The sequence below is a fragment of the Streptomyces sp. NPDC052114 genome (assembly GCF_040680155.1).
Taxonomy (GTDB): Bacteria; Actinomycetota; Actinomycetes; order Streptomycetales; family Streptomycetaceae; genus Streptomyces.
Genome location: NZ_JBFAWC010000010.1, coordinates 309,106 through 327,484 on the forward strand (window position 1 = coordinate 309,106; position 18,379 = coordinate 327,484).

The 18,379-nt window shown below is 71.4% G+C and carries 15 protein-coding genes; 10 read left to right on the forward strand and 5 right to left on the reverse strand.

Annotated elements, in window-relative coordinates; genetic code table 11:
* Positions 1-42 precede the first annotated feature (42 nt).
* Positions 43-1,281, reverse strand: a complete 1,239-nt coding sequence (locus AB0L89_RS23880) for a methyltransferase domain-containing protein (RefSeq protein WP_365144144.1) — start codon at positions 1,279-1,281, stop codon at positions 43-45.
* Between the two features lie 82 nt (positions 1,282-1,363).
* On the opposite strand from AB0L89_RS23880, the gene AB0L89_RS23885 reads away from it, so the two are divergent.
* The 3 genes from AB0L89_RS23885 to groL all read left to right on the forward strand — a co-directional run bounded on the left by AB0L89_RS23885 (position 1,364) and on the right by groL (position 4,922).
* Positions 1,364-2,290 carry a polysaccharide deacetylase family protein gene (locus AB0L89_RS23885; RefSeq protein ID WP_365144147.1) on the forward strand — a complete coding sequence of 309 codons (927 nt, stop codon included), beginning with the start codon at positions 1,364-1,366 and terminating at the stop codon, positions 2,288-2,290.
* A gap of 559 nt (positions 2,291-2,849) precedes the next feature.
* Positions 2,850-3,158 (forward strand): co-chaperone GroES, encoded by a 309-nt coding sequence (gene groES, locus AB0L89_RS23890; RefSeq protein ID WP_006347174.1) that lies wholly within the window; start codon positions 2,850-2,852, stop codon positions 3,156-3,158.
* A 135-nt stretch (positions 3,159-3,293) separates the two neighbouring features.
* Positions 3,294-4,922, forward strand: a complete 1,629-nt coding sequence (groL, locus tag AB0L89_RS23895; protein ID WP_365144150.1) for a chaperonin GroEL — start codon at positions 3,294-3,296, stop codon at positions 4,920-4,922.
* Positions 4,923-5,081: 159 nt separating this feature from the next.
* Here the strand turns inward: groL and AB0L89_RS23900 are convergent, their stop codons facing one another.
* Both AB0L89_RS23900 and AB0L89_RS23905 read right to left on the reverse strand, forming a co-directional pair.
* Positions 5,082-5,855: an SDR family oxidoreductase gene (locus AB0L89_RS23900; RefSeq protein WP_365144153.1), complete on the reverse strand. Its 774-nt coding sequence runs from the start codon at positions 5,853-5,855 to the stop codon at positions 5,082-5,084.
* 19 nt (positions 5,856-5,874) lie between these two features.
* Positions 5,875-6,552: an MOSC domain-containing protein gene (locus AB0L89_RS23905; protein WP_365144156.1), complete on the reverse strand. Its 678-nt coding sequence runs from the start codon at positions 6,550-6,552 to the stop codon at positions 5,875-5,877.
* Positions 6,553-6,632: 80 nt separating this feature from the next.
* Here AB0L89_RS23905 and AB0L89_RS23910 point away from each other — a divergent pair, with 80 nt between their 5' ends.
* The gene (locus AB0L89_RS23910; protein ID WP_365144159.1) at positions 6,633-7,529 is read left to right on the forward strand and encodes a LysR family transcriptional regulator; all 897 of its coding nucleotides are present in this window, start codon (positions 6,633-6,635) and stop codon (positions 7,527-7,529) included.
* A gap of 49 nt (positions 7,530-7,578) precedes the next feature.
* On the opposite strand, the gene AB0L89_RS23915 is transcribed toward AB0L89_RS23910, so the two are convergent.
* Positions 7,579-7,911, reverse strand: a complete 333-nt coding sequence (locus tag AB0L89_RS23915; RefSeq protein WP_365144162.1) for a WhiB family transcriptional regulator — start codon at positions 7,909-7,911, stop codon at positions 7,579-7,581.
* Positions 7,912-8,321: 410 nt separating this feature from the next.
* On the opposite strand from AB0L89_RS23915, the gene AB0L89_RS23920 reads away from it, so the two are divergent.
* The 4 genes from AB0L89_RS23920 to AB0L89_RS23935 all read left to right on the forward strand — a co-directional run bounded on the left by AB0L89_RS23920 (position 8,322) and on the right by AB0L89_RS23935 (position 12,638).
* Positions 8,322-8,933 carry a response regulator transcription factor gene (locus AB0L89_RS23920; RefSeq protein WP_003948568.1) on the forward strand — a complete coding sequence of 204 codons (612 nt, stop codon included), beginning with the start codon at positions 8,322-8,324 and terminating at the stop codon, positions 8,931-8,933.
* Between the two features lie 245 nt (positions 8,934-9,178).
* Complete coding sequence (locus AB0L89_RS23925) at positions 9,179-9,754, forward strand: sigma-70 family RNA polymerase sigma factor (RefSeq protein ID WP_055697434.1); 576 nt, start codon at positions 9,179-9,181, stop codon at positions 9,752-9,754.
* Between the two features lie 138 nt (positions 9,755-9,892).
* Positions 9,893-11,401, forward strand: a complete 1,509-nt coding sequence (gene guaB / locus AB0L89_RS23930; RefSeq protein ID WP_365144166.1) for an IMP dehydrogenase — start codon at positions 9,893-9,895, stop codon at positions 11,399-11,401.
* Between the two features lie 112 nt (positions 11,402-11,513).
* The gene (locus AB0L89_RS23935; protein ID WP_055697436.1) at positions 11,514-12,638 is read left to right on the forward strand and encodes a GuaB3 family IMP dehydrogenase-related protein; all 1,125 of its coding nucleotides are present in this window, start codon (positions 11,514-11,516) and stop codon (positions 12,636-12,638) included.
* 84 nt (positions 12,639-12,722) lie between these two features.
* Here AB0L89_RS23935 and AB0L89_RS23940 read toward each other — a convergent pair whose 3' ends face one another.
* The gene (locus AB0L89_RS23940; protein WP_365144170.1) at positions 12,723-13,976 is read right to left on the reverse strand and encodes a nucleotide sugar dehydrogenase; all 1,254 of its coding nucleotides are present in this window, start codon (positions 13,974-13,976) and stop codon (positions 12,723-12,725) included.
* A 227-nt stretch (positions 13,977-14,203) separates the two neighbouring features.
* Between AB0L89_RS23940 and AB0L89_RS23945 the strand changes: the two genes are divergently transcribed.
* Both AB0L89_RS23945 and AB0L89_RS23950 read left to right on the forward strand, forming a co-directional pair.
* Positions 14,204-15,913: a glycerol-3-phosphate dehydrogenase/oxidase gene (locus tag AB0L89_RS23945; RefSeq protein ID WP_365144173.1), complete on the forward strand. Its 1,710-nt coding sequence runs from the start codon at positions 14,204-14,206 to the stop codon at positions 15,911-15,913.
* A gap of 416 nt (positions 15,914-16,329) precedes the next feature.
* A complete protein-coding gene (locus AB0L89_RS23950; RefSeq protein ID WP_365144176.1) occupies positions 16,330-18,357 on the forward strand; it encodes a serine/threonine-protein kinase in 2,028 nt (675 codons plus the stop codon).
* The last annotated feature ends 22 nt before the right edge of the window (positions 18,358-18,379 follow it).

The following is an 18,379-nucleotide window of genomic DNA, read 5'->3' on the forward strand; positions in this document are numbered from 1 at the left end:
GCTCTGCGTATCCGGGAGGGCGTCGCGCGGTTCCCGCGCCCCTCACGGGGCCGGGTGCCCGATCAGCATGGTCGGCGCCCCCGCCACCCGCGTCAGGAAGACGGTCGCCGCGTTCCTGCCCTGCGGCTTCACCTTCCGCCGCAGCTCCTCCGGCTCCACCGCCGACCCCCGCTTCTTCACCGTCAGGATGCCGACCTCCCGCTCCCGCAGCAGCGCCTTCAACTTCTTCACGTTGAAGGGAAGTTGGTCGGTGATCTCGTACGCGGTGGCGTACGGCGAATCGTGCCGTGCGTCGGAGGTGACGTACGCGATCGTCTCGTCGATCAGCCCGCCCGCCACCTCCTCGGCCACCCGGGCCACCAGGTGGGCGCGGATGACGGCGCCGTCGGGCTCGTACAGATAGCGCCCCACGGGCCGCACCTCCGGGTCGGGCGGCAGCGTGGCCAGCGGGCTCCACAGGGTGGCGCCGCCGGGCAGGAGCGTCGCGCGGTGCGAGGCGGGCGCGCCCGTGCCGAACCACAGCACCGCCTCCTTCACGTCGCCGCCGTCCGAGATCCACTCGGCCTCCGCCTCGGCGGGGACCGCCTGGTGCGGGATGCCGGGCGCGATCTTCAGCGCGGCGCGCGGGGCCTTGAGCGCCGTCCCGACCGCCCAGGACAGGGGCGGGGAGTAGGACTCCGGGTCGAAGATGCGGCCGCGCTTGGAGGAGCGTCGCGCCGGGTCCACGAACACCGCGTCGTGCGCCGAGGTGTCCACGTCGGTGACATCGGCCTCGCGGACCTCGATCAGCCCGTCGAGCCCGAGCACCTCGGCGTTCGCGCGGGCGACCGCGCAGGTCAGCGGGTCCCGGTCGACGGCGAGCACGGAGACACCGGCCCGCGCCAGCGCGATGGCGTCGCCGCCGATGCCGCAGCACAGGTCGGCGAGGGAGCGCACGCCCAGGGCCTTGAAGCGCTCGGCGCGGTAGGCGGCGACGGAGGTGCGGGTGGCCTGCTCGACGCCGTTCGGCGTGAAGAACATCCGGGCCGCGTCCTCGGCGCTGAACTTCGCCACGGCCCGCTGCCGCAGCCGCGCCTGTGCCAGGGCCGCCGAGACCAGCGGCGCCGGGTGCTCGCGGCGCAGCCGGGTCGCGGCGGCGAGCTCCTGCGCGGGATCGACGTCCCGCACCTCGTCGAGCAGGGCCCGGCCCTCCTCGGTGCGAAGGGCGGCGAAGGCGGCGAGGGGGTCGTCGAGGCCGGCGTCGCGGCCGCTCGGCGTGTTCGGGTCGTTCACCCGCCCCATTGTGGGCCAGTCGGTGGATGGTGCGCGGCCGGTGGCGGTGTCGGCGCCCCGAAGGGGCTGTGAGCTGCAAAGATCCGGCGCCATGCAACTAGTACGACAAAAGGAAGAATCCGCCAGAAGACGGAAGAACCAGACGCGTACCGCGCTGGCCGTCCTGGTCGTCGCCGCGATCGCGTCGGGCTGTGCCTCCGGTGCCGACTCGGACGCGGTCAAGCCGGCCCACGGCCAGCAGCCCCTGCAGGCCCCGCCCGCCCGCGCCCTCGACTCCTACGCCCACAAGCTCGCCGCCGCCCAGGCCGCGCGGGCCGCGGCCGCCAAGCGCTGGGGCCTGGCGAGCACCCCGCTGGCCGCGCCCCCCGCGCCGAAGGCCAAGCCGCGGATCACCACCCGCAAGGGCTTCGAGGTGAAGGGCCAGTCGAGCCTGCCGCCGGTCTTCACGACGATCCCCACGAAGGACAAGGTCGTCTTCCTGACCATCGACGACGGCGCCGAGAAGGACCCGGAGCTGCTCAGGATGATGAGCGAGCTGCGCATCCCGTACACGGCGTTCCTCAGCGACTACCTGGTCAAGGAGGACTACGGCTACTTCAAGAAGATGCGGGACCGCGGTGTCTCCCTGAACAACCACACCCTCAACCACCGCTATCTGCCCGGACTTTCGTACGAGGCGCAGCGCCGCGAGATCTGCGGCATGCAGGACACCATCGAGAAGCGCTACGGCAAGCGCCCCGAGCTCTTCCGCCCGCCGTACGGCAACTACAACGCCGACACCCTGCGCGCCGCCAAGTCCTGCGGCGTCAAGGCGGTCCCGCTGTGGGCGTCGGAGGGCTTCGCCGACCACATGGAGTGGCGCGAGTGGGACCGCGACCTGCACCCCGGCGACATCATCCTCACGCACTTCCGGGGCCGTGAGGACTGGAAGGGCACCATGCCCGACATGGTCCGCAGGGTCATGAAGACGGTCACGGACAAGGGGTACGCGGTGGCCAGGCTGGAGGACTACCTGTGACCCCCCGGGCGCGAGCGCGCCGCCGCCTCCTCGCCGGGGCCCTCCTCTGCGGCGTACTCGCGCCCGCGCTGCTCACGGGATGCGCGGAGTCGGTGGACCCGATCGAGAGGCTGGGCAGGAAGGCGGCCCAGAAGATGCCCCAGCGCAAGCCGACGGGCCAGCCAGGTTCTCCGCACCGCTGTGGGCAGGCGTTCCGCAGGGCGGAACGGGTGGGCACAGCCCCCGGTGCCGAGTACGGGGAACCGAGGCGCCCCCACATCGCAGAGGGACACCAAGGATCTGCGGAAGAAGGGCCCACCCCTCCGAGAACCCGCTGCCCCGACAGGGGCAAGACGCCGCCGGCCCCGGCGCGGGGCACCCCGTCCCCGTAAAGCCCGACGCAGTCGATTGGCACTCCGCTTGACCGAGTGCTAATCCCCGTCCTAGTCTCGCTTCTGGCACTCCCCACTGGAGAGTGCCAACAGCGACGGGCAGGTCCGGCACCCGCGACGACGGATCCACCTGGTCGCCACACTCAGACTCTTAACCCCGTGAGATCTCCGAAGGGGGAGACCGGATCGTGACGACCGCCAGCTCCAAGGTTGCCATCAAGCCGCTCGAGGACCGCATTGTGGTCCAGCCGCTCGACGCCGAGCAGACCACGGCCTCTGGCCTGGTCATTCCGGACACCGCGAAGGAGAAGCCCCAGGAGGGCGCCGTCCTCGCCGTGGGTCCGGGCCGCTTCGAGAACGGCGAGCGCCTGCCGCTCGACGTCAAGGTCGGCGATGTCGTGCTGTACAGCAAGTACGGCGGCACCGAGGTGAAGTACAACGGCGACGAGTACCTCGTCCTCTCGGCTCGCGACGTGCTCGCGATCGTCGAGAAGTAATTCACCGCTTCACTGCTTTACCTGCTTCACCAGCAGATTTGCTTTTGAGCTGCGCCCCTGGTCACCCCGCTGATTGCCGGGCGGCGAGGGGCGCAGTTCGTTCACCCGAGTTTTCGAGAGGGCTGAATCGCTCCCATGGCGAAGATCCTGAAGTTCGACGAGGACGCCCGTCGCGCCCTTGAGCGCGGCGTCAACAAGCTTGCCGACACGGTCAAGGTGACGATCGGCCCCCGCGGCCGCAACGTCGTCATCGACAAGAAGTTCGGCGCCCCGACCATCACCAACGACGGCGTCACCATCGCCCGTGAGGTCGAGGTCGAGGACCCGTACGAGAACCTCGGCGCCCAGCTGGTGAAGGAGGTGGCGACCAAGACCAACGACATCGCTGGTGACGGCACCACCACCGCCACCGTGCTCGCCCAGGCCCTGGTCAAGGAAGGCCTGCGCAACGTCGCCGCCGGCGCCTCCCCGGCCGCCCTGAAGAAGGGCATCGACGCCGCCGTCGCGGCCGTCTCCGAGGAGCTCCTCGCCACCGCCCGTCCGATCGACGACAAGGCCGACATCGCGGCCGTCGCCGGTCTGTCCGCCCAGGACCCGCAGGTCGGCGAGCTCATCGCCGAGGCGATGGACAAGGTCGGCAAGGACGGTGTCATCACCGTCGAGGAGTCCAACACCTTCGGCCTGGAGCTGGACTTCACCGAGGGCATGGCCTTCGACAAGGGCTACCTGTCGCCGTACATGGTGTCCGACCAGGAGCGCATGGAGGCCGTCCTCGACGACCCGTACATCCTGATCCACCAGGGCAAGATCTCCTCCATCCAGGACCTCCTGCCGCTGCTCGAGAAGGTCATCCAGGCCAACGCCTCGAAGCCGCTCCTGATCATCGCCGAGGACGTCGAGGGCGAGGCCCTGTCGACCCTGGTCGTGAACAAGATCCGCGGCACCTTCAACGCCGTCGCGGTGAAGGCCCCCGGCTTCGGCGACCGCCGCAAGGCCATGCTCGGTGACATCGCCACCCTCACCGGCGGCACCGTCATCGCCGAAGAGGTCGGCCTCAAGATCGACCAGGTCGGCCTGGACGTGCTGGGCACCGCCCGCCGCGTCACCATCACCAAGGACGACACGACGATCGTCGACGGCGGCGGCAACGCCGGTGACGTCGAGGGCCGCGTCTCGCAGATCAAGGCCGAGATCGAGGCCACGGACTCCGACTGGGACCGCGAGAAGCTCCAGGAGCGCCTCGCGAAGCTGGCCGGCGGCGTGTGCGTCATCAAGGTCGGCGCCGCCACCGAGGTGGAGCTGAAGGAGAAGAAGCACCGTCTGGAGGACGCCATCTCCGCGACCCGCGCCGCGGTCGAGGAGGGCATCGTCTCCGGTGGTGGCTCCGCCCTGGTGCACGCCGTCAAGGTCCTCGAGGGCAACCTCGACAAGGACGGCGACGAGGCCACCGGTGTCGCGGTCGTCCGCCGCGCCGCCGTCGAGCCGCTGCGCTGGATCGCCGAGAACGCCGGCCTCGAGGGCTACGTCATCACCTCGAAGGTCGCCGAGCTCGACAAGGGCTTCGGCTTCAACGCCGCGACCGGCGAGTACGGCGACCTGGTCAAGGCCGGCGTCATCGACCCGGTCAAGGTCACCCGCTCCGCCCTGGAGAACGCCGCGTCCATCGCGTCGCTGCTGCTCACGACCGAGACCCTGGTCGTCGAGAAGCCGGCCGAGGAAGAGGCCGAGGCCGGTCACGGCCACGGCCACGGTCACTCGCACTGACCGCCGCGCTCGCTTGAACGGTGACTGAGGCCCGGCTCCCTGTACGAGGGAGCCGGGCCTCAGCCCTTTTCGGGAATACGTCTGCCGGGTTGCTTCCCGTTGCCGAGTGCAGGTTGTTCCCGGCCGGTCGCGCAGTTCCCCGCGCCCCTTCAGGGCGCTCTACTGCGGGCCGTACTTCCTGCCCGTCCTCGACGTGACGCCGCCCAGCAGGCCCCGCGGCGTCACCTTCACCACCCCCATCAGCGCCTTGTAGCGCGGGTCGGGGATCGACAGGGTCTTGCCGCGCGAGAGGTCCGCCAGCGCGGTCGTGACCAACTTGTCCGCGTCGAGCCACATCCAGCCGGGGATGTTGGACGTGCCCATCCCGGCGCGCTGGTGGAACTCCGTGCGCACGAAGCCGGGGCACAGCGCCATCAGCCGCACCCCGGAGCCGGCCAGGTCCTTCGCCGCGCCCTGGGTGAACTGCACGACCCACGCCTTCGAGGCCCCGTACGTCCCGCGCGGCACGAACGCCGCCACCGACGCCACGTTCACCACACCGCCGCGGCCCCGCTCCTGCATCGACCGCGTCGCCGCCGACGTCAGCCGGAGCACCGCCTCGCAGTGCACCTTGAGCATGGTCAGCTCGTCGGCGAGCGAGACCTCCAGGTAACGGCCCTTGTTGCCGAATCCGGCGTTGTTGATCAGGAGGTCGACCGGGTCCCTGCGGTTGCCGAGGCGCTGCTCGACCGCCTCGATGCCCGCGTCCGTGGCGAGGTCCGCGGTCAGCACCTCCGCCTCGATGCCGTGCCGGTCGTGCAGTTCGGTCGCCTGGTCCTGCAGTCGCTTGGTGTCGCGCGCCACCAGAACGAGGTTGTGCCCGTCACCGGCGAGGCGCCGCGCGAAGGCGGCGCCGATGCCGGCGGTAGATCCCGTAATCAGAGCCGTAGTCATGCGCCAAGGCTAGTGAGATCTAGTGACCGCCGTGTCGCGCGTACTTCGCCACGTACGTGTGCGCGCGCTCGATCGCCTCGGGGTGCAGCGCGTCGCCCGCCGCCAGCAGGCGCGGCAGCAGCTCCTGCTCCGTGGTGACGGCCCGGAAGTAGAGGGCGACGGTCACCTCGTGCTCCGGGCGGTGCACGATCTCGACCCTGTCGCCGGCCCGGATCTCGCCCGGCTCGATCACCCGCAGATAGGCCCCCGGAGCGCCCTGCCGGGTGAACCGCTTCATCCACCCCTTCTCGTCGAGGTGCCCCTGGAACGTACGGCAGGGGATGCGGCCGCTCGTCACTTCGAGGACCAGGTCGGGGCCGATCCGCCAGCGCTCGCCGATCTTCGCGCCGTTCACGTCCACGCCGGACGTCGTGAGGTTCTCGCCGAAGATGCCGGAGGTCAGGGTCCGGCCGAGCTCGCGCTCCCAGACGTCGAGGTCCTCGCGTGCGTACGCGTACACCGCCTGGTCGTTTCCGCCGTGGTGGCGCAGGTCGCAGATCGCGTCACCGGCGAGGCCGCCCCCGGAGACGCCCTTGGGCCCCGGGGCGGTCACCCGGACCGGGCCCTCGACGGGCTGTTTGTCGATGCCGGTGCCGGCGGGTGCGTCGGAGTACTCGACGGCCTTGGGACGGCCCACGTTTACCGAAAGAAGCTCCATGCAGGCAGGCTATGCCCGTCGATCTCAAAGCGGCGACGCGATATTTCGCGCCGGGCCCAAGCGTCGCTTATGCTCGCGGCATGATCGAGGCCCGTCATCTCCGTGTCCTGCGCGCCGTGGCCGCCACCGGCTCCTTCTCGGCCGCGGCCCGCGAGCTCGGCTGCACCCAGCCCGCGGTCAGCCAGCAGATGAAGGCCCTCGAAGCCTCGACCGGCACACCGCTGCTGATCCGCACCGGCCGTGAGATGCGCCTGACGCAGGCGGGCGAGGCCCTGGTGCGGCACGCCGCGGGCATCCTCGCCGGACTCACCGCCGCCGAGGAGGAGGTCGCCGCCATCGCGGGCCTGCGCGCGGGCCGGGTCCGGCTCGTCTCCTTCCCCAGCGGCAGCTCGACGCTCGTCCCGGGCGCGCTTGCGGCGCTGCGCGCGGCCCACCCGGGCACCCGCGTCTCGCTCGTGGAGGCCGAGCCGCCGCGCTCGGTGGAGATGCTGCGCGAGGGCGACTGCGACGTGGCGCTCGCGTTCCGGTACGAGGGGGCGACCGCCGCGGAGGAGTGGGACGACCTCGTCGTGCGCCCCCTGCTCGCGGACCGCCTCGTCGGGCTCGTGCCCGAGGGGCACCGGCTCGCCGGGGCGGACGCGGTCACGATGGGTGAGTTCGCCGACGAGCCGTGGATCGCGGGCTGCCCCCGCTGTCGCAGGCAGCTGGTGGAGGTCTGCGAGAGCGCGGGCTTCGTGCCCCGGATCGACTTCGCGACCGACGACTATCCGGCGGTGATCGGGCTGGTCGGCGCGGGCCTCGGGGTGGCCGTGCTGCCCGAGCTCGCGATCGAGCCGGTGCGCCCCAGGGGCGCCCGCACCGTGACGGTGGAGCCCGCGGTGCGGCGGGAGATCGTCGCGCTCACCCTGCCGGACCTGGCGCAGGTGCCGGCCGTCGCCGCCACGCTGGACCACCTCGCGCGGGCCGCGGCCCGCTGACGGAGGGGCGGGGACACCGCCTCCGCGACTCTTTCGAAGAAACGTTCCTTCAGCCGTGCGGGACGGCTGCCCCGCCCGCCGGCGCCGATGCCGTGACCAGGCGGTGGCGCGCGCGGCCCATGAGCTCCTCGCGCTCGTCCTCGGTCAGGCCGCCCCACACGCCGTACGGCTCGCGCACCGCGAGCGCGTGTGCCGCGCACTCCGCACGCACCGGGCACCGCATGCAGACCTCCTTGGCGGAGTTCTCGCGTGCGCTGCGTGCCGCTCCGCGCTCGCCCTCCGGGTGGAAGAAGAGCGAGCTGTCGACCCCGCGGCAGGCCGCGAGGAGCTGCCAGTCCCAGAGATCTGCGTTCGGTCCGGGAAGGCGGGAGAAATCTGCCATTGCTGGTCCCCTTGAAGCCGTTCTGACGCGGATTGAAGCTGTTCTGACGCGGATACGGTGTCGATGACCGTACATCTACTGTCTAAGGAGATGAAAATATGACTCATTGCGAATCTAGCCACAGACACCAGGAAAAGGGAAGAAATGCCGCTAAATGGGGCATAGCTTGTGATGAAAGGTTGAGGGTCCGTCGCGCTCTCTGCGCTGTGTCCGCGCCCTCACGTAGAGTGCCGAAGGTGGCCGATCGCCCCGTAACTCTTTCGGGTGACCGTCGTTGAGAGTGCGAGGCGGTTGAAAGAACAAGCGCTCGGGCAGGTGTCCGAGAGCGTCAACCGCACAGGTGACGAATATGTACCAGCCTGGAGGCTCAAGGTGACGCGCAGCAGCTGTGAGAGCCGCGGAGGACAGTCATGACATCGGTCCTTGTCTGCGACGACTCCCCGCTTGCCCGAGAGGCGCTCCGCCGCGCGGTCGCGACCGTGCCCGGTGTAGAGCGTGTGACGACGGCGGCCAACGGCGAGGAAGTCCTCCGCCGCTGGGGCGCCGACCGCTCGGACCTGATTCTGATGGACGTACGCATGCCCGGCCTGGGCGGCGTGGAGACCGTCCGGCGGCTGCTGTCCGCCGACCCCGGTGCGCGCATCATCATGCTCACCGTCGCCGAGGACCTGGACGGGGTCGCGCTCGCCGTCGCCGCCGGTGCCCGCGGCTATCTGCACAAGGACGCCTCGCGCGCCGAGCTGCGCGCGACCGTCACGCAGGCGCTCGCCGACCCGACCTGGCGGCTCGCCCCGCGCAGGCTGCGTTCGGCCGAGATGGGCGCCGCGCCCACGCTCACCGCGCGGGAGATCCAGGTCCTGGAGGGCATGAGTCACGGCCGGTCGAACGCGGAGATCGGGCGCGAGCTCTTCCTCTCCGAGGACACGGTGAAGACGCACGCCAGGCGGCTGTTCAAGAAGCTCGGCGCCTCGGACCGGGCGCACGCGGTGGCGCTGGGCTTCCGCTGGGGTCTGGTCCGCTAAGTGTGCCGCCGCGGGGGCACGGCATTCCCCGCCCGCCGCGTGGTGGGCGGGGCGACCGATGCCCGCCGCTGCTTGTTTCGTCGCCGATGCCGCATCCTTGATGTGTGGAGTTCCTCGGGGACGAGTCGATCGAGCGGGAGGGGAGGGCGCAGGAGATGAGTTCCGGCGCACCTGCTCATAACGCTTCAGTGCACAACTACGGCCGCGGTGCCGCGGACCAGTCGCCGCCAAGGCACCATGGACCGATGCGCGATGACAAGACGACGGTGATCGGTGCCCTCGTCCGTCGCGCCGTGGAGGGCGACGAGCAGGCCACGCACGACCTCCTGGCGCACGTGCACCCCCTCGCGCTGCGCTACTGCCGCACCCGGCTGTCCCGGCTTCCGGGTGACGCGCGGCACTTCGTGGAGGACCTGGCCCAGGAGGTCTGCGTCGCGGTGCTGCTCGCGCTGCCGCGCTACAAGGACACCGGGCGCCCCTTCGAGGCGTTCGTGTTCGCGATCGCGGCGCACAAGGTGGCGGACCTCCAGCGCGCGGCGATGCGCCACCCCGGATCGACCGCGGTGCCGTCCGACGAGATGCCCGAGCGGCCCGACGACTCGCTCGGCCCGGAGGAGCGCGCGCTGCTCAGCAGTGACGCCGAGTGGGCCAAGAAGCTGCTCGCCAACCTTCCGGAGAACCAGCGCGAGCTGCTGCTGCTCAGGATCGCCGTCGGCCTCACGGCCGAGGAGACCGGGCAGATGTTGGGTATGTCACCCGGGGCCGTGCGCGTGGCGCAGCACCGCGCCCTGAGCCGGTTGCGGGCGCTCGCGGAGCAGTGACGGGCGGGGCGGTTCACGGCGCGTGACGTACGTGTGAACGTACAAAGCTTGCCGATGATCTTGATCGTGGAATGAGACACCCCCGGTTCCCGTTAGCATGGACATCCGCACCGATCAAGGCCATTTGGGGAAGGTGTCATGACTGCAAACGTCGACGGAGTGCCCGAGAAATTCGCGACACTCGGGCTGACCTACGACGACGTGCTGCTGCTGCCGGGCGCGTCGGACATGGCGCCCGACCAGATCGACACTTCCTCGCTCGTCTCGAAGAACGTCCGGGTGAACGTCCCGCTGCTGTCCGCGGCGATGGACAAGGTCACCGAGTCCCGCATGGCGATCGCCATGGCGCGGCAGGGCGGCGTCGGTGTGCTGCACCGCAACCTCTCCATCGCCGACCAGGCCAACCAGGTCGACCTGGTCAAGCGCTCCGAGTCCGGCATGGTCACCGACCCGATCACGGTGCACCCGGACGCGACGCTGGCCGAGGCCGACGCGATCTGCGCCAAGTTCCGCATCTCCGGTGTCCCGGTGACCGACGCGGCCGGCAAGCTGCTCGGCATCGTCACCAACCGTGACATGGCCTTCGAGTCGGACCGCTCGCGCCAGGTGCGCGAGGTCATGACGCCGATGCCGCTGGTCACCGGCAAGGTCGGCATCTCGGGCGTGGACGCCATGGAGCTGCTGCGCCGCCACAAGATCGAGAAGCTGCCGCTGGTCGACGACGCGGGCGTGCTCAAGGGCCTCATCACGGTCAAGGACTTCGTCAAGGCCGAGAAGTACCCGAACGCCGCGAAGGACAAGGAGGGCCGCCTCCTCGTCGGCGCCGCCGTAGGTGTCGCGGGCGACGCCTTCGAGCGCGCCCAGGCGCTGGTCGCCGCGGGCGTCGACTTCATCGTCGTCGACACCGCGCACGGCCACTCCCGCCTGGTCGGCGACATGGTCGCCAAGATCAAGTCGGACTCCCCGGGCGTGGACGTCATCGGCGGCAACATCGCCACGCGCGACGGCGCCAAGGCGCTCATCAACGCCGGTGTCGACGGCATCAAGGTCGGCGTCGGACCGGGCTCCATCTGTACGACGCGCGTCGTGGCCGGCATCGGCGTGCCGCAGGTCACGGCCATCTACGAGGCGTCGCTCGCCGCCAAGGAGGCCGGTGTCCCGGTCATCGGCGACGGCGGCCTGCAGTACTCCGGAGACATCGCCAAGGCGCTCGTCGCCGGCGCCGACACGGTCATGCTGGGCTCCCTGCTCGCCGGCTGTGAGGAGTCCCCCGGAGAGCTGCTCTTCATCAACGGCAAGCAGTTCAAGTCGTACCGCGGCATGGGCTCGCTCGGCGCCATGCAGTCGCGCGGCGACCAGCGCTCCTTCTCCAAGGACCGCTACTTCCAGGAGGGCGTCGCCTCCGACGAGAAGCTGGTGCCCGAGGGCATCGAGGGCCAGGTTCCCTACCGCGGCCCGCTCTCGGCGGTCGTCCACCAGCTGGTGGGCGGTCTGCGCCAGTCGATGTTCTACGTGGGCGGGCGCACCGTCCCGGACCTGCAGGCCAACGGCCGCTTCGTCCGCATCACGTCGGCGGGCCTCAAGGAGAGCCACCCGCACGACATCCAGATGACGGTCGAGGCACCGAACTACAGCCGCAGTAAGTAGTCTTCCGGCGCCACGCGCGCGGGGAAGGGGCGGTCCCGTATCACCGGGGCCGCCCCTTCCATGCGTGTCGGGGATACTGGACAGGCAGACCAAGAGGGAAAGGCCCCACAACGTGACTGAGATCGAGATCGGGCGCGGCAAGCGCGGCCGCCGCGCGTACGCCTTCGACGACATCGCCGTCGTACCGAGCCGGCGCACCCGCGACCCGAAGGAGGTCTCGATCGCGTGGCAGATCGACGCCTACCGCTTCGAGCTGCCGTTCCTGGCCGCGCCCATGGACTCCGTGGTCTCGCCGCAGACCGCCATCCGCATCGGTGAGCTCGGCGGCCTCGGCGTGCTCAACCTCGAAGGCCTGTGGACGCGGCACGAGGACCCGCAGCCGCTGCTCGACGAGATCGCCGAGCTGGCCCCGGAGAACGCCACCCGCCGTCTCCAGGAGATCTACTCCGCGCCGATCAAGGCCGACCTCATCGGGCAGCGCATCAAGGAGGTGCGCGACTCGGGCGTCGTCACCGCCGCCGCGCTCTCGCCGCAGCGCACCGCCGAGTTCTCCAAGGCCGTCGTCGACGCGGGCGTGGACATCTTCGTGATCCGCGGCACCACGGTCTCCGCCGAGCACGTCTCCGGCGCCGCCGAGCCGCTCAACCTGAAGCAGTTCATCTACGAGCTCGACGTGCCGGTGATCGTGGGCGGCTGCGCCACCTACACGGCCGCCCTGCACCTGATGCGCACGGGCGCGGCGGGTGTCCTGGTCGGCTTCGGCGGCGGCGCCGCGCACACCACGCGCAACGTCCTGGGCATCCAGGTCCCGATGGCCACCGCCGTCGCCGACGTCGCGGCCGCCCGCCGTGACTACATGGACGAGTCCGGCGGCCGGTACGTGCACGTCATCGCCGACGGCGGCGTGGGCTGGTCCGGCGACCTGCCCAAGGCCATCGCGTGCGGTGCCGACTCCGTGATGATGGGCTCCCCGCTGGCCCGCGCCACGGACGCGCCCGGCAAGGGCCACCACTGGGGCATGGAGGCCGTCCACGAGGACGTGCCGCGCGGCAAGAAGGTCGACCTGGGCACGGTCGGCACGACCGAGGAGATCCTCACCGGTCCGTCGCACATCCCGGACGGCTCGATGAACTTCTTCGGCGCGCTGCGCCGCGCGATGGCGACGACGGGCTACAGCGAGCTCAAGGAGTTCCAGCGCGTCGAGGTGACCGTCGCGGACGCCCAGCACAAGCGGTGACGCCCGCGCCGAGCGCATGACGTCGTGAAGGGCCCGGACGCGGATGCGTCCGGGCCCTTCACGCGTGCGGGCACGCGCGCGTGCCTAGAGGCGGTGGGCGGCGCCCGCCGGGGTCGCGCCCCTGGTGTCCAGGAGCAGCTGCGCCTTCACGGCGAGGCCCTGGAGGTCGTACGTGCGGTGGTGCTGGAGCAGGATCGTGAGGTCGGCGTCGGCCGCCGCCTCGTAGAGGGAGTCCGCGCGCGGGACGGGGCGGCCGAGTACGCTCCAGTTGGGGACGTGGGGGTCGTGGTAGCTGACGGCCGCGCCCAGCTCCATCAGGCGGGTGGCGACCTCCTGGGCGGGGGCGCCCTGCTGGTCGGCGATGTCGGGCTTGTAGGTGACGCCGAGGAGGAGCACGCGGGCGCCGCGGGCGGACTTGCCGTGTTCGTTGAGCAGGGTCGCCGCGCGCTGGATCACGTACTGGGGCATGCGGTCGTTGACCTGCTGGGCCAGTTCGACCATGCGCAGGGGGCGGGTGCCGCGGGCGGGGGTGGGGATGTCGAGCGGGACTCCGTGGCCGCCGACGCCGGGTCCCGGGCGGAAGGCCTGGAAGCCGAACGGCTTGGTCTCGGCGCAGCGGATGACGTCCCACAGGTCGATGCCGAGGTCGTGGCAGAGGACCGCCATCTCGTTGACCAGGGCCATGTTCACGTGCCGGTAGTTGGTCTCCAGGAGGTGCACGGTCTCGGCCTCGCGGGGGCCGCGGGCGCGGACCACCTTGTCGGTGAGGCGGCCGTAGAAGGCGGCGGCCGACTCGGTGCAGGCCGGGGTGAGCCCGCCGATGACCTTGGGGGTGCCGGCGTAGCCGTGGGTGCGGTTGCCGGGGTCGAGGCGGCCGGGGGAGTGGGCGAGGTGGAAGTCGCGTCCGGCGCGCAGGCCCGAGCCCGCCTCGAGGATGGGGCGCAGGAATTCCTCGGTGGCTCCGGGGTAGGCGGGTGACTCGAGGATCACGGTGGTGTGCGGGCGCAGTCGTGCGGCCAGCGCCCGTGCCGCCTCGGCCACCTGGCTCAGGTCGAGCGAGCGGTCGGCGGCCGGCGGGGTGGGGGCGCAGATGACGGCGGTGCGGACCCGGCCGAGCTCGACCGGGTTGCCGGTGGGCACGAAGCCCCTGGAGAGCATCCGGCGGACGTCGGCGGCGGTGAGGGTCCCCTCGGCGCCGTCGCAGGGCAGGCGCCCGCCGGCCAGGTCGGCGGCGCGGACGGGGTCGTAGCCGATGGTGGCGATGCCGTGCGCGACGGCGGCCTGCGCGAGGGGCAGGCCGAGGTGGCCGAGACCGATGACAGCGAGATCTGCGGGCATGGCGGTGGGCCGTCCTCCCAATAGCCGGACCGGGACGAGCGCGCAAGCCCTGTGGACAAGGCGGACCAGCGCAATGTCAGACTAGGAGTAAATATGACCGATTTGCGGCATTGCGTGGCGCGGGGCTCCGGAGTGTTGTCCACAGGCTGGGGTCGCGGTCAGCGGGCGGCGGGGAAATCTGGGCATGATGTGAGTCCGACCACACCCGATCTCAACGGGAGGCAGCGGTGAGGACAGCGACACTGGGGCCGGCGGAGCGTGCCGAGTCACTGGCGGGAATGGCCGACCGGGAGCTGGACATCCTGGTCGTGGGCGCGGGAGTGGTCGGCGCGGGGACGGCCCTCGACGCGGTCACCCGCGGCCTGTCCACCGGTCTGGTCGAGGCGCGGGACTGGGCGTCGGGCACCTCGAGCCGGTCGAGCAAGCTGATCCACGGCGGGCTGCGCTATCTGGAGATGCTCGACTTCGCCCTCGTACGGGAGGCGCTGAAGGAGCGCGGACTGCTCCTGGAGCGGCTCGCCCCGCACCTCGTGAAGCCGGTGCCGTTCCTCTACCCCTTGCAGCACAAGGGCTGGGAGAGGCTGTACGCGGGATCGGGCGTCGCGCTCTACGACGCCATGTCGATGTCCCGCGGTCACGGCCGCGGCCTGCCCGTGCACCGCCATCTGACGCGCCGCCACGCCCTGCGCGTGGCCCCGTGCCTGAAGAAGGACGCGCTGGTCGGCGCGATGCAGTACTACGACGCGCAGATGGACGACGCCCGCTACGTCGCCACCTTGGTCCGCACCGCGTCGGCGTACGGCGCGAAGGTCGCCAACCGCGCACGGGTCACCGGTTTCCTGCGCGAGGGCGAGCGGGTCGTGGGCGCCCGGGTGCAGGACGTGGAGGGCGGCGGGGAGTACGAGATCCGCGCCAAGCAGATCGTGAACGCCACGGGTGTGTGGACGGACGACACCCAGGCGATGGTCGGCGAGCGCGGGCAGTTCCACGTCAGGGCGTCCAAGGGCATCCACCTGGTCGTGCCCAAGGACCGGATCAACTCGACGACCGGCCTGATCCTGCGCACCGAGAAGAGCGTCCTGTTCGTCATCCCGTGGGGACGGCACTGGATCGTGGGCACGACCGACACGGACTGGGACCTCGACAAGGCGCACCCGGCCGCCTCCAGCGCCGACATCGACTACCTCCTGGAGCACGTGAACTCGGTGCTCGCGGTCCCGCTCTCCCGCGACGACGTCCAGGGGGTGTACGCGGGCCTGAGGCCCCTGCTCGCCGGGGAGTCGGACGCCACGAGCAAGCTGTCCCGCGAGCACACGGTCGCGCATCCGGCCCCCGGCCTGGTGGTCGTCGCGGGCGGCAAGTACACGACGTACCGCGTGATGGCCAAGGACGCCGTGGACGAGGCGGTGCACGGCCTCGACCAGCGCGTCGCCGACTGCGTCACGGAGGACATCCCGCTGGTCGGCGCCGAGGGCTACAAGGCGCTGTGGAACGCCCGCGCGAGGATCGCCGCGCGCACGGGCCTGCACGTCGTGCGCGTGGAGCACTTGTTGAATCGTTACGGCTCGCTGGCCGAGGAGGTCCTCGCGCTGGTCACCGCGGACCCGACGCTGGGCGAGCCGCTGCCCGGCGCGGACGACTACCTCCGGGCCGAGATCGTCTACGCCGCGTCCCACGAGGGCGCCCGCCACCTCGACGACGTCCTGACGCGGCGGACCCGCATCTCCATCGAGACCTTCGACCGGGGCACGCGCAGCGCGAAGGAGTGCGCCGAGCTGATGGCGCCGGTCCTCGGCTGGGACAAGGACCAGATCGAGCGGGAGGTCCAGCACTACGAGAAGCGGGTGGAGGCCGAGCGGGAGTCGCAGCGGCAGCCGGACGACCTGACGGCCGACGCGGCGCGGCTGGGGGCGCCGGACATCGTGCCGCTCGGCTAGGACGGCCAGGTCGGCCAGGTCGGCTCCCGGGCGGGCCCGGGGCGGAACTCCGCGTCCAGGAGGGCCGGTTCCGGGTCCCGATCGGCCAACTTGTCCGTGTTGACCAGGAAGGTGAGGGAGTGTCGGCCGTCGCGGACGGCCGCGGTGGGGCCTTGCCCACGGCCGTGAGCAGCGGAAGAGTGGTGTCAGAGGCCGGTGGCGCCGGTCGTGGGCGGCCTGCCGTCACGCCGCCAGGGGTGGCCGTGGGGAGGAGGGCCCGCGGTGAGCGCGGTGTCGGCACGGGCGGCCCCCGCTTGTGCGCGGTCCCTCATGGGGGACGGTGGACCCTGGGCGTCGGCCGGTCCTTGAGTAGGGGACAATGAAGGCTCTGTCAGGGCGGGTTGCTCGGGTAGCAGCGGTAGCAGCAGAGGGGACGCATGTCGGACGCGGAGCAGACGGGTGAGGCCCGTCAGGACAAGAGCGAACGTCTCCTCGCCGGGCGCTACCGGCTGGGGGAAGTGCTCGGCCGCGGCGGCATGGGCACGGTCTGGCGCGCCAAGGACGAGACGCTGGGGCGCACGGTCGCGGTGAAGGAACTGCGCTTCCCCTCCAGCATCGACGAGGAGGAGAAGCGCCGCCTCATCACGCGTACGTTGCGTGAGGCGAAGGCGATCGCGCGGATCCGCAACACCGGCGCCGTGACGGTCTTCGACGTGGTCGACGAGGACGACCGGCCGTGGATCGTGATGGAGCTGGTCGAGGGCAAGTCGCTGGCCGAGGCGATCCGCGAGGACGGACTGCTCACGCCGCGGCGGGCGGCCGAGGTCGGCCTCGCCGTCCTCGACGTGCTGCGCTCCGCCCACCGCGAGGGCATCCTCCACCGCGACGTGAAGCCGTCGAACGTGCTGATCGCCGAGGACGGCCGGGTCGTCCTGACGGACTTCGGCATCGCGCAGGTCGAGGGCGACCCCTCGATCACGTCCACCGGCATGCTCGTCGGCGCGCCCTCGTACATCTCGCCCGAGCGGGCGCGCGGACACAAGCCGGGCCCCGCGGCCGACATGTGGTCGCTCGGCGGCCTGCTGTACGCGGCGGTCGAGGGCGTTCCCCCGTACGACAAGGGGTCGGCCATCGCGACCCTCACCGCGGTCATGACCGAGGACGTGGAACAGCCCACGAACGCCGGTCCGTTGGAGAAGGTCATCTACGGCCTGCTCGCCAAGGACCCGGAGCAGCGGCTCGACGACACGGGGGCGCGGGCGCTCCTGATGGACGTCGTCCACGCGCCGGAGACCCCGGCCGAGCCGGAGCCGGTGGAGGCCACCAAGGTGGTCCCCCTGCCCCCGGCGCCGGGCAGGGCGCCGAAGACCCCCAAGGCCTCCAGGCCCTCGAAGTCCCCGAGGACGTCCCGGCTGACCAAGCCCGCCAGGACGGCGGGGACCGGTGCGGCCGTCGGCGCGGGCCAGGGCGCGGGTACGGGTACGGGTACGGGGCCGAGCGCCGCCGGTGTCTCCGGCGGGAGCAGGACCGAGGAGGCCGCCGACCGGCTGAAGGGTGCCCTCACGTCGGTGCGCAAGGCGGCCGCGTCCGCCACCGCGCGCGGCACCGGGACCTCGGCCACGTCGCGGTCGACGTCCGCCGGTTCGCCCTCCGGCACGGGCGGTGTGCCGCCGCGGGTGCCGCCCAAGGCGTCGCTCACCGACGTGGTGCCGCGCCGGACGCTGGTCATCGTGTCCGTGGTGGCCGTGCTCGCGGTGCTCGGCACGGTGCTCGCCTTCGCCCTCTCCGGCGACGACAAGGGCGGCGCGGGCGAGGACAGCAAGGGCGGCGACAAGGCCGCGTCCAGCGGGGCGAGCGCCGGCGGCGACGGCAAGGCCGCGGACACCGGCAAGGACCAGGGCAAGGACACCGGCGACGGTTCCGCCTCCGGGGACGAGAAGGCCAAGGACCCGGGCAAGGAGGAGAGCGCGGGACCCGACGAGGGCGAGGGCGACGACGCGGGCAAGGACGACGACGGCAAGAAGCCCGGGGACGGCGCCGCGTCGACGCACAAGGACCGCCAGGGCTTCCGGATCGGGCTGCCCAAGGGGTGGAAGTACCAGTCCACGGGCCGCGCGGGCACGCGATTCGGCGGGCCGAACGGTCAGAAGCTGCTCATCGGCTGGACGACCACGCCCAAGGACGACCCGGTCAGCGACTGGAAGAACCAGGAGAAGTACATGGTCCGGTCGCAGTACGACCGGATCCGGATAGACAAGGTGGACTACCGCGGCTGGAACACGGCCGACTGGGAGTTCACCTACGTGGACGGCGGGACCAAGTACCGCTCCATAGACCGCGGCTTCGTCGTCAACGGCGGCCTCGGCTACGGAATGATGTACACCGCCAAGGCGGACGACTGGGGCGGCGCGCAGCGCAAGGCCGCGTGGCAGACCTTCACGAAGACGTTCAAGCCGAAGTCCTGAGGGAACCCGCTTCCGGGGGAGG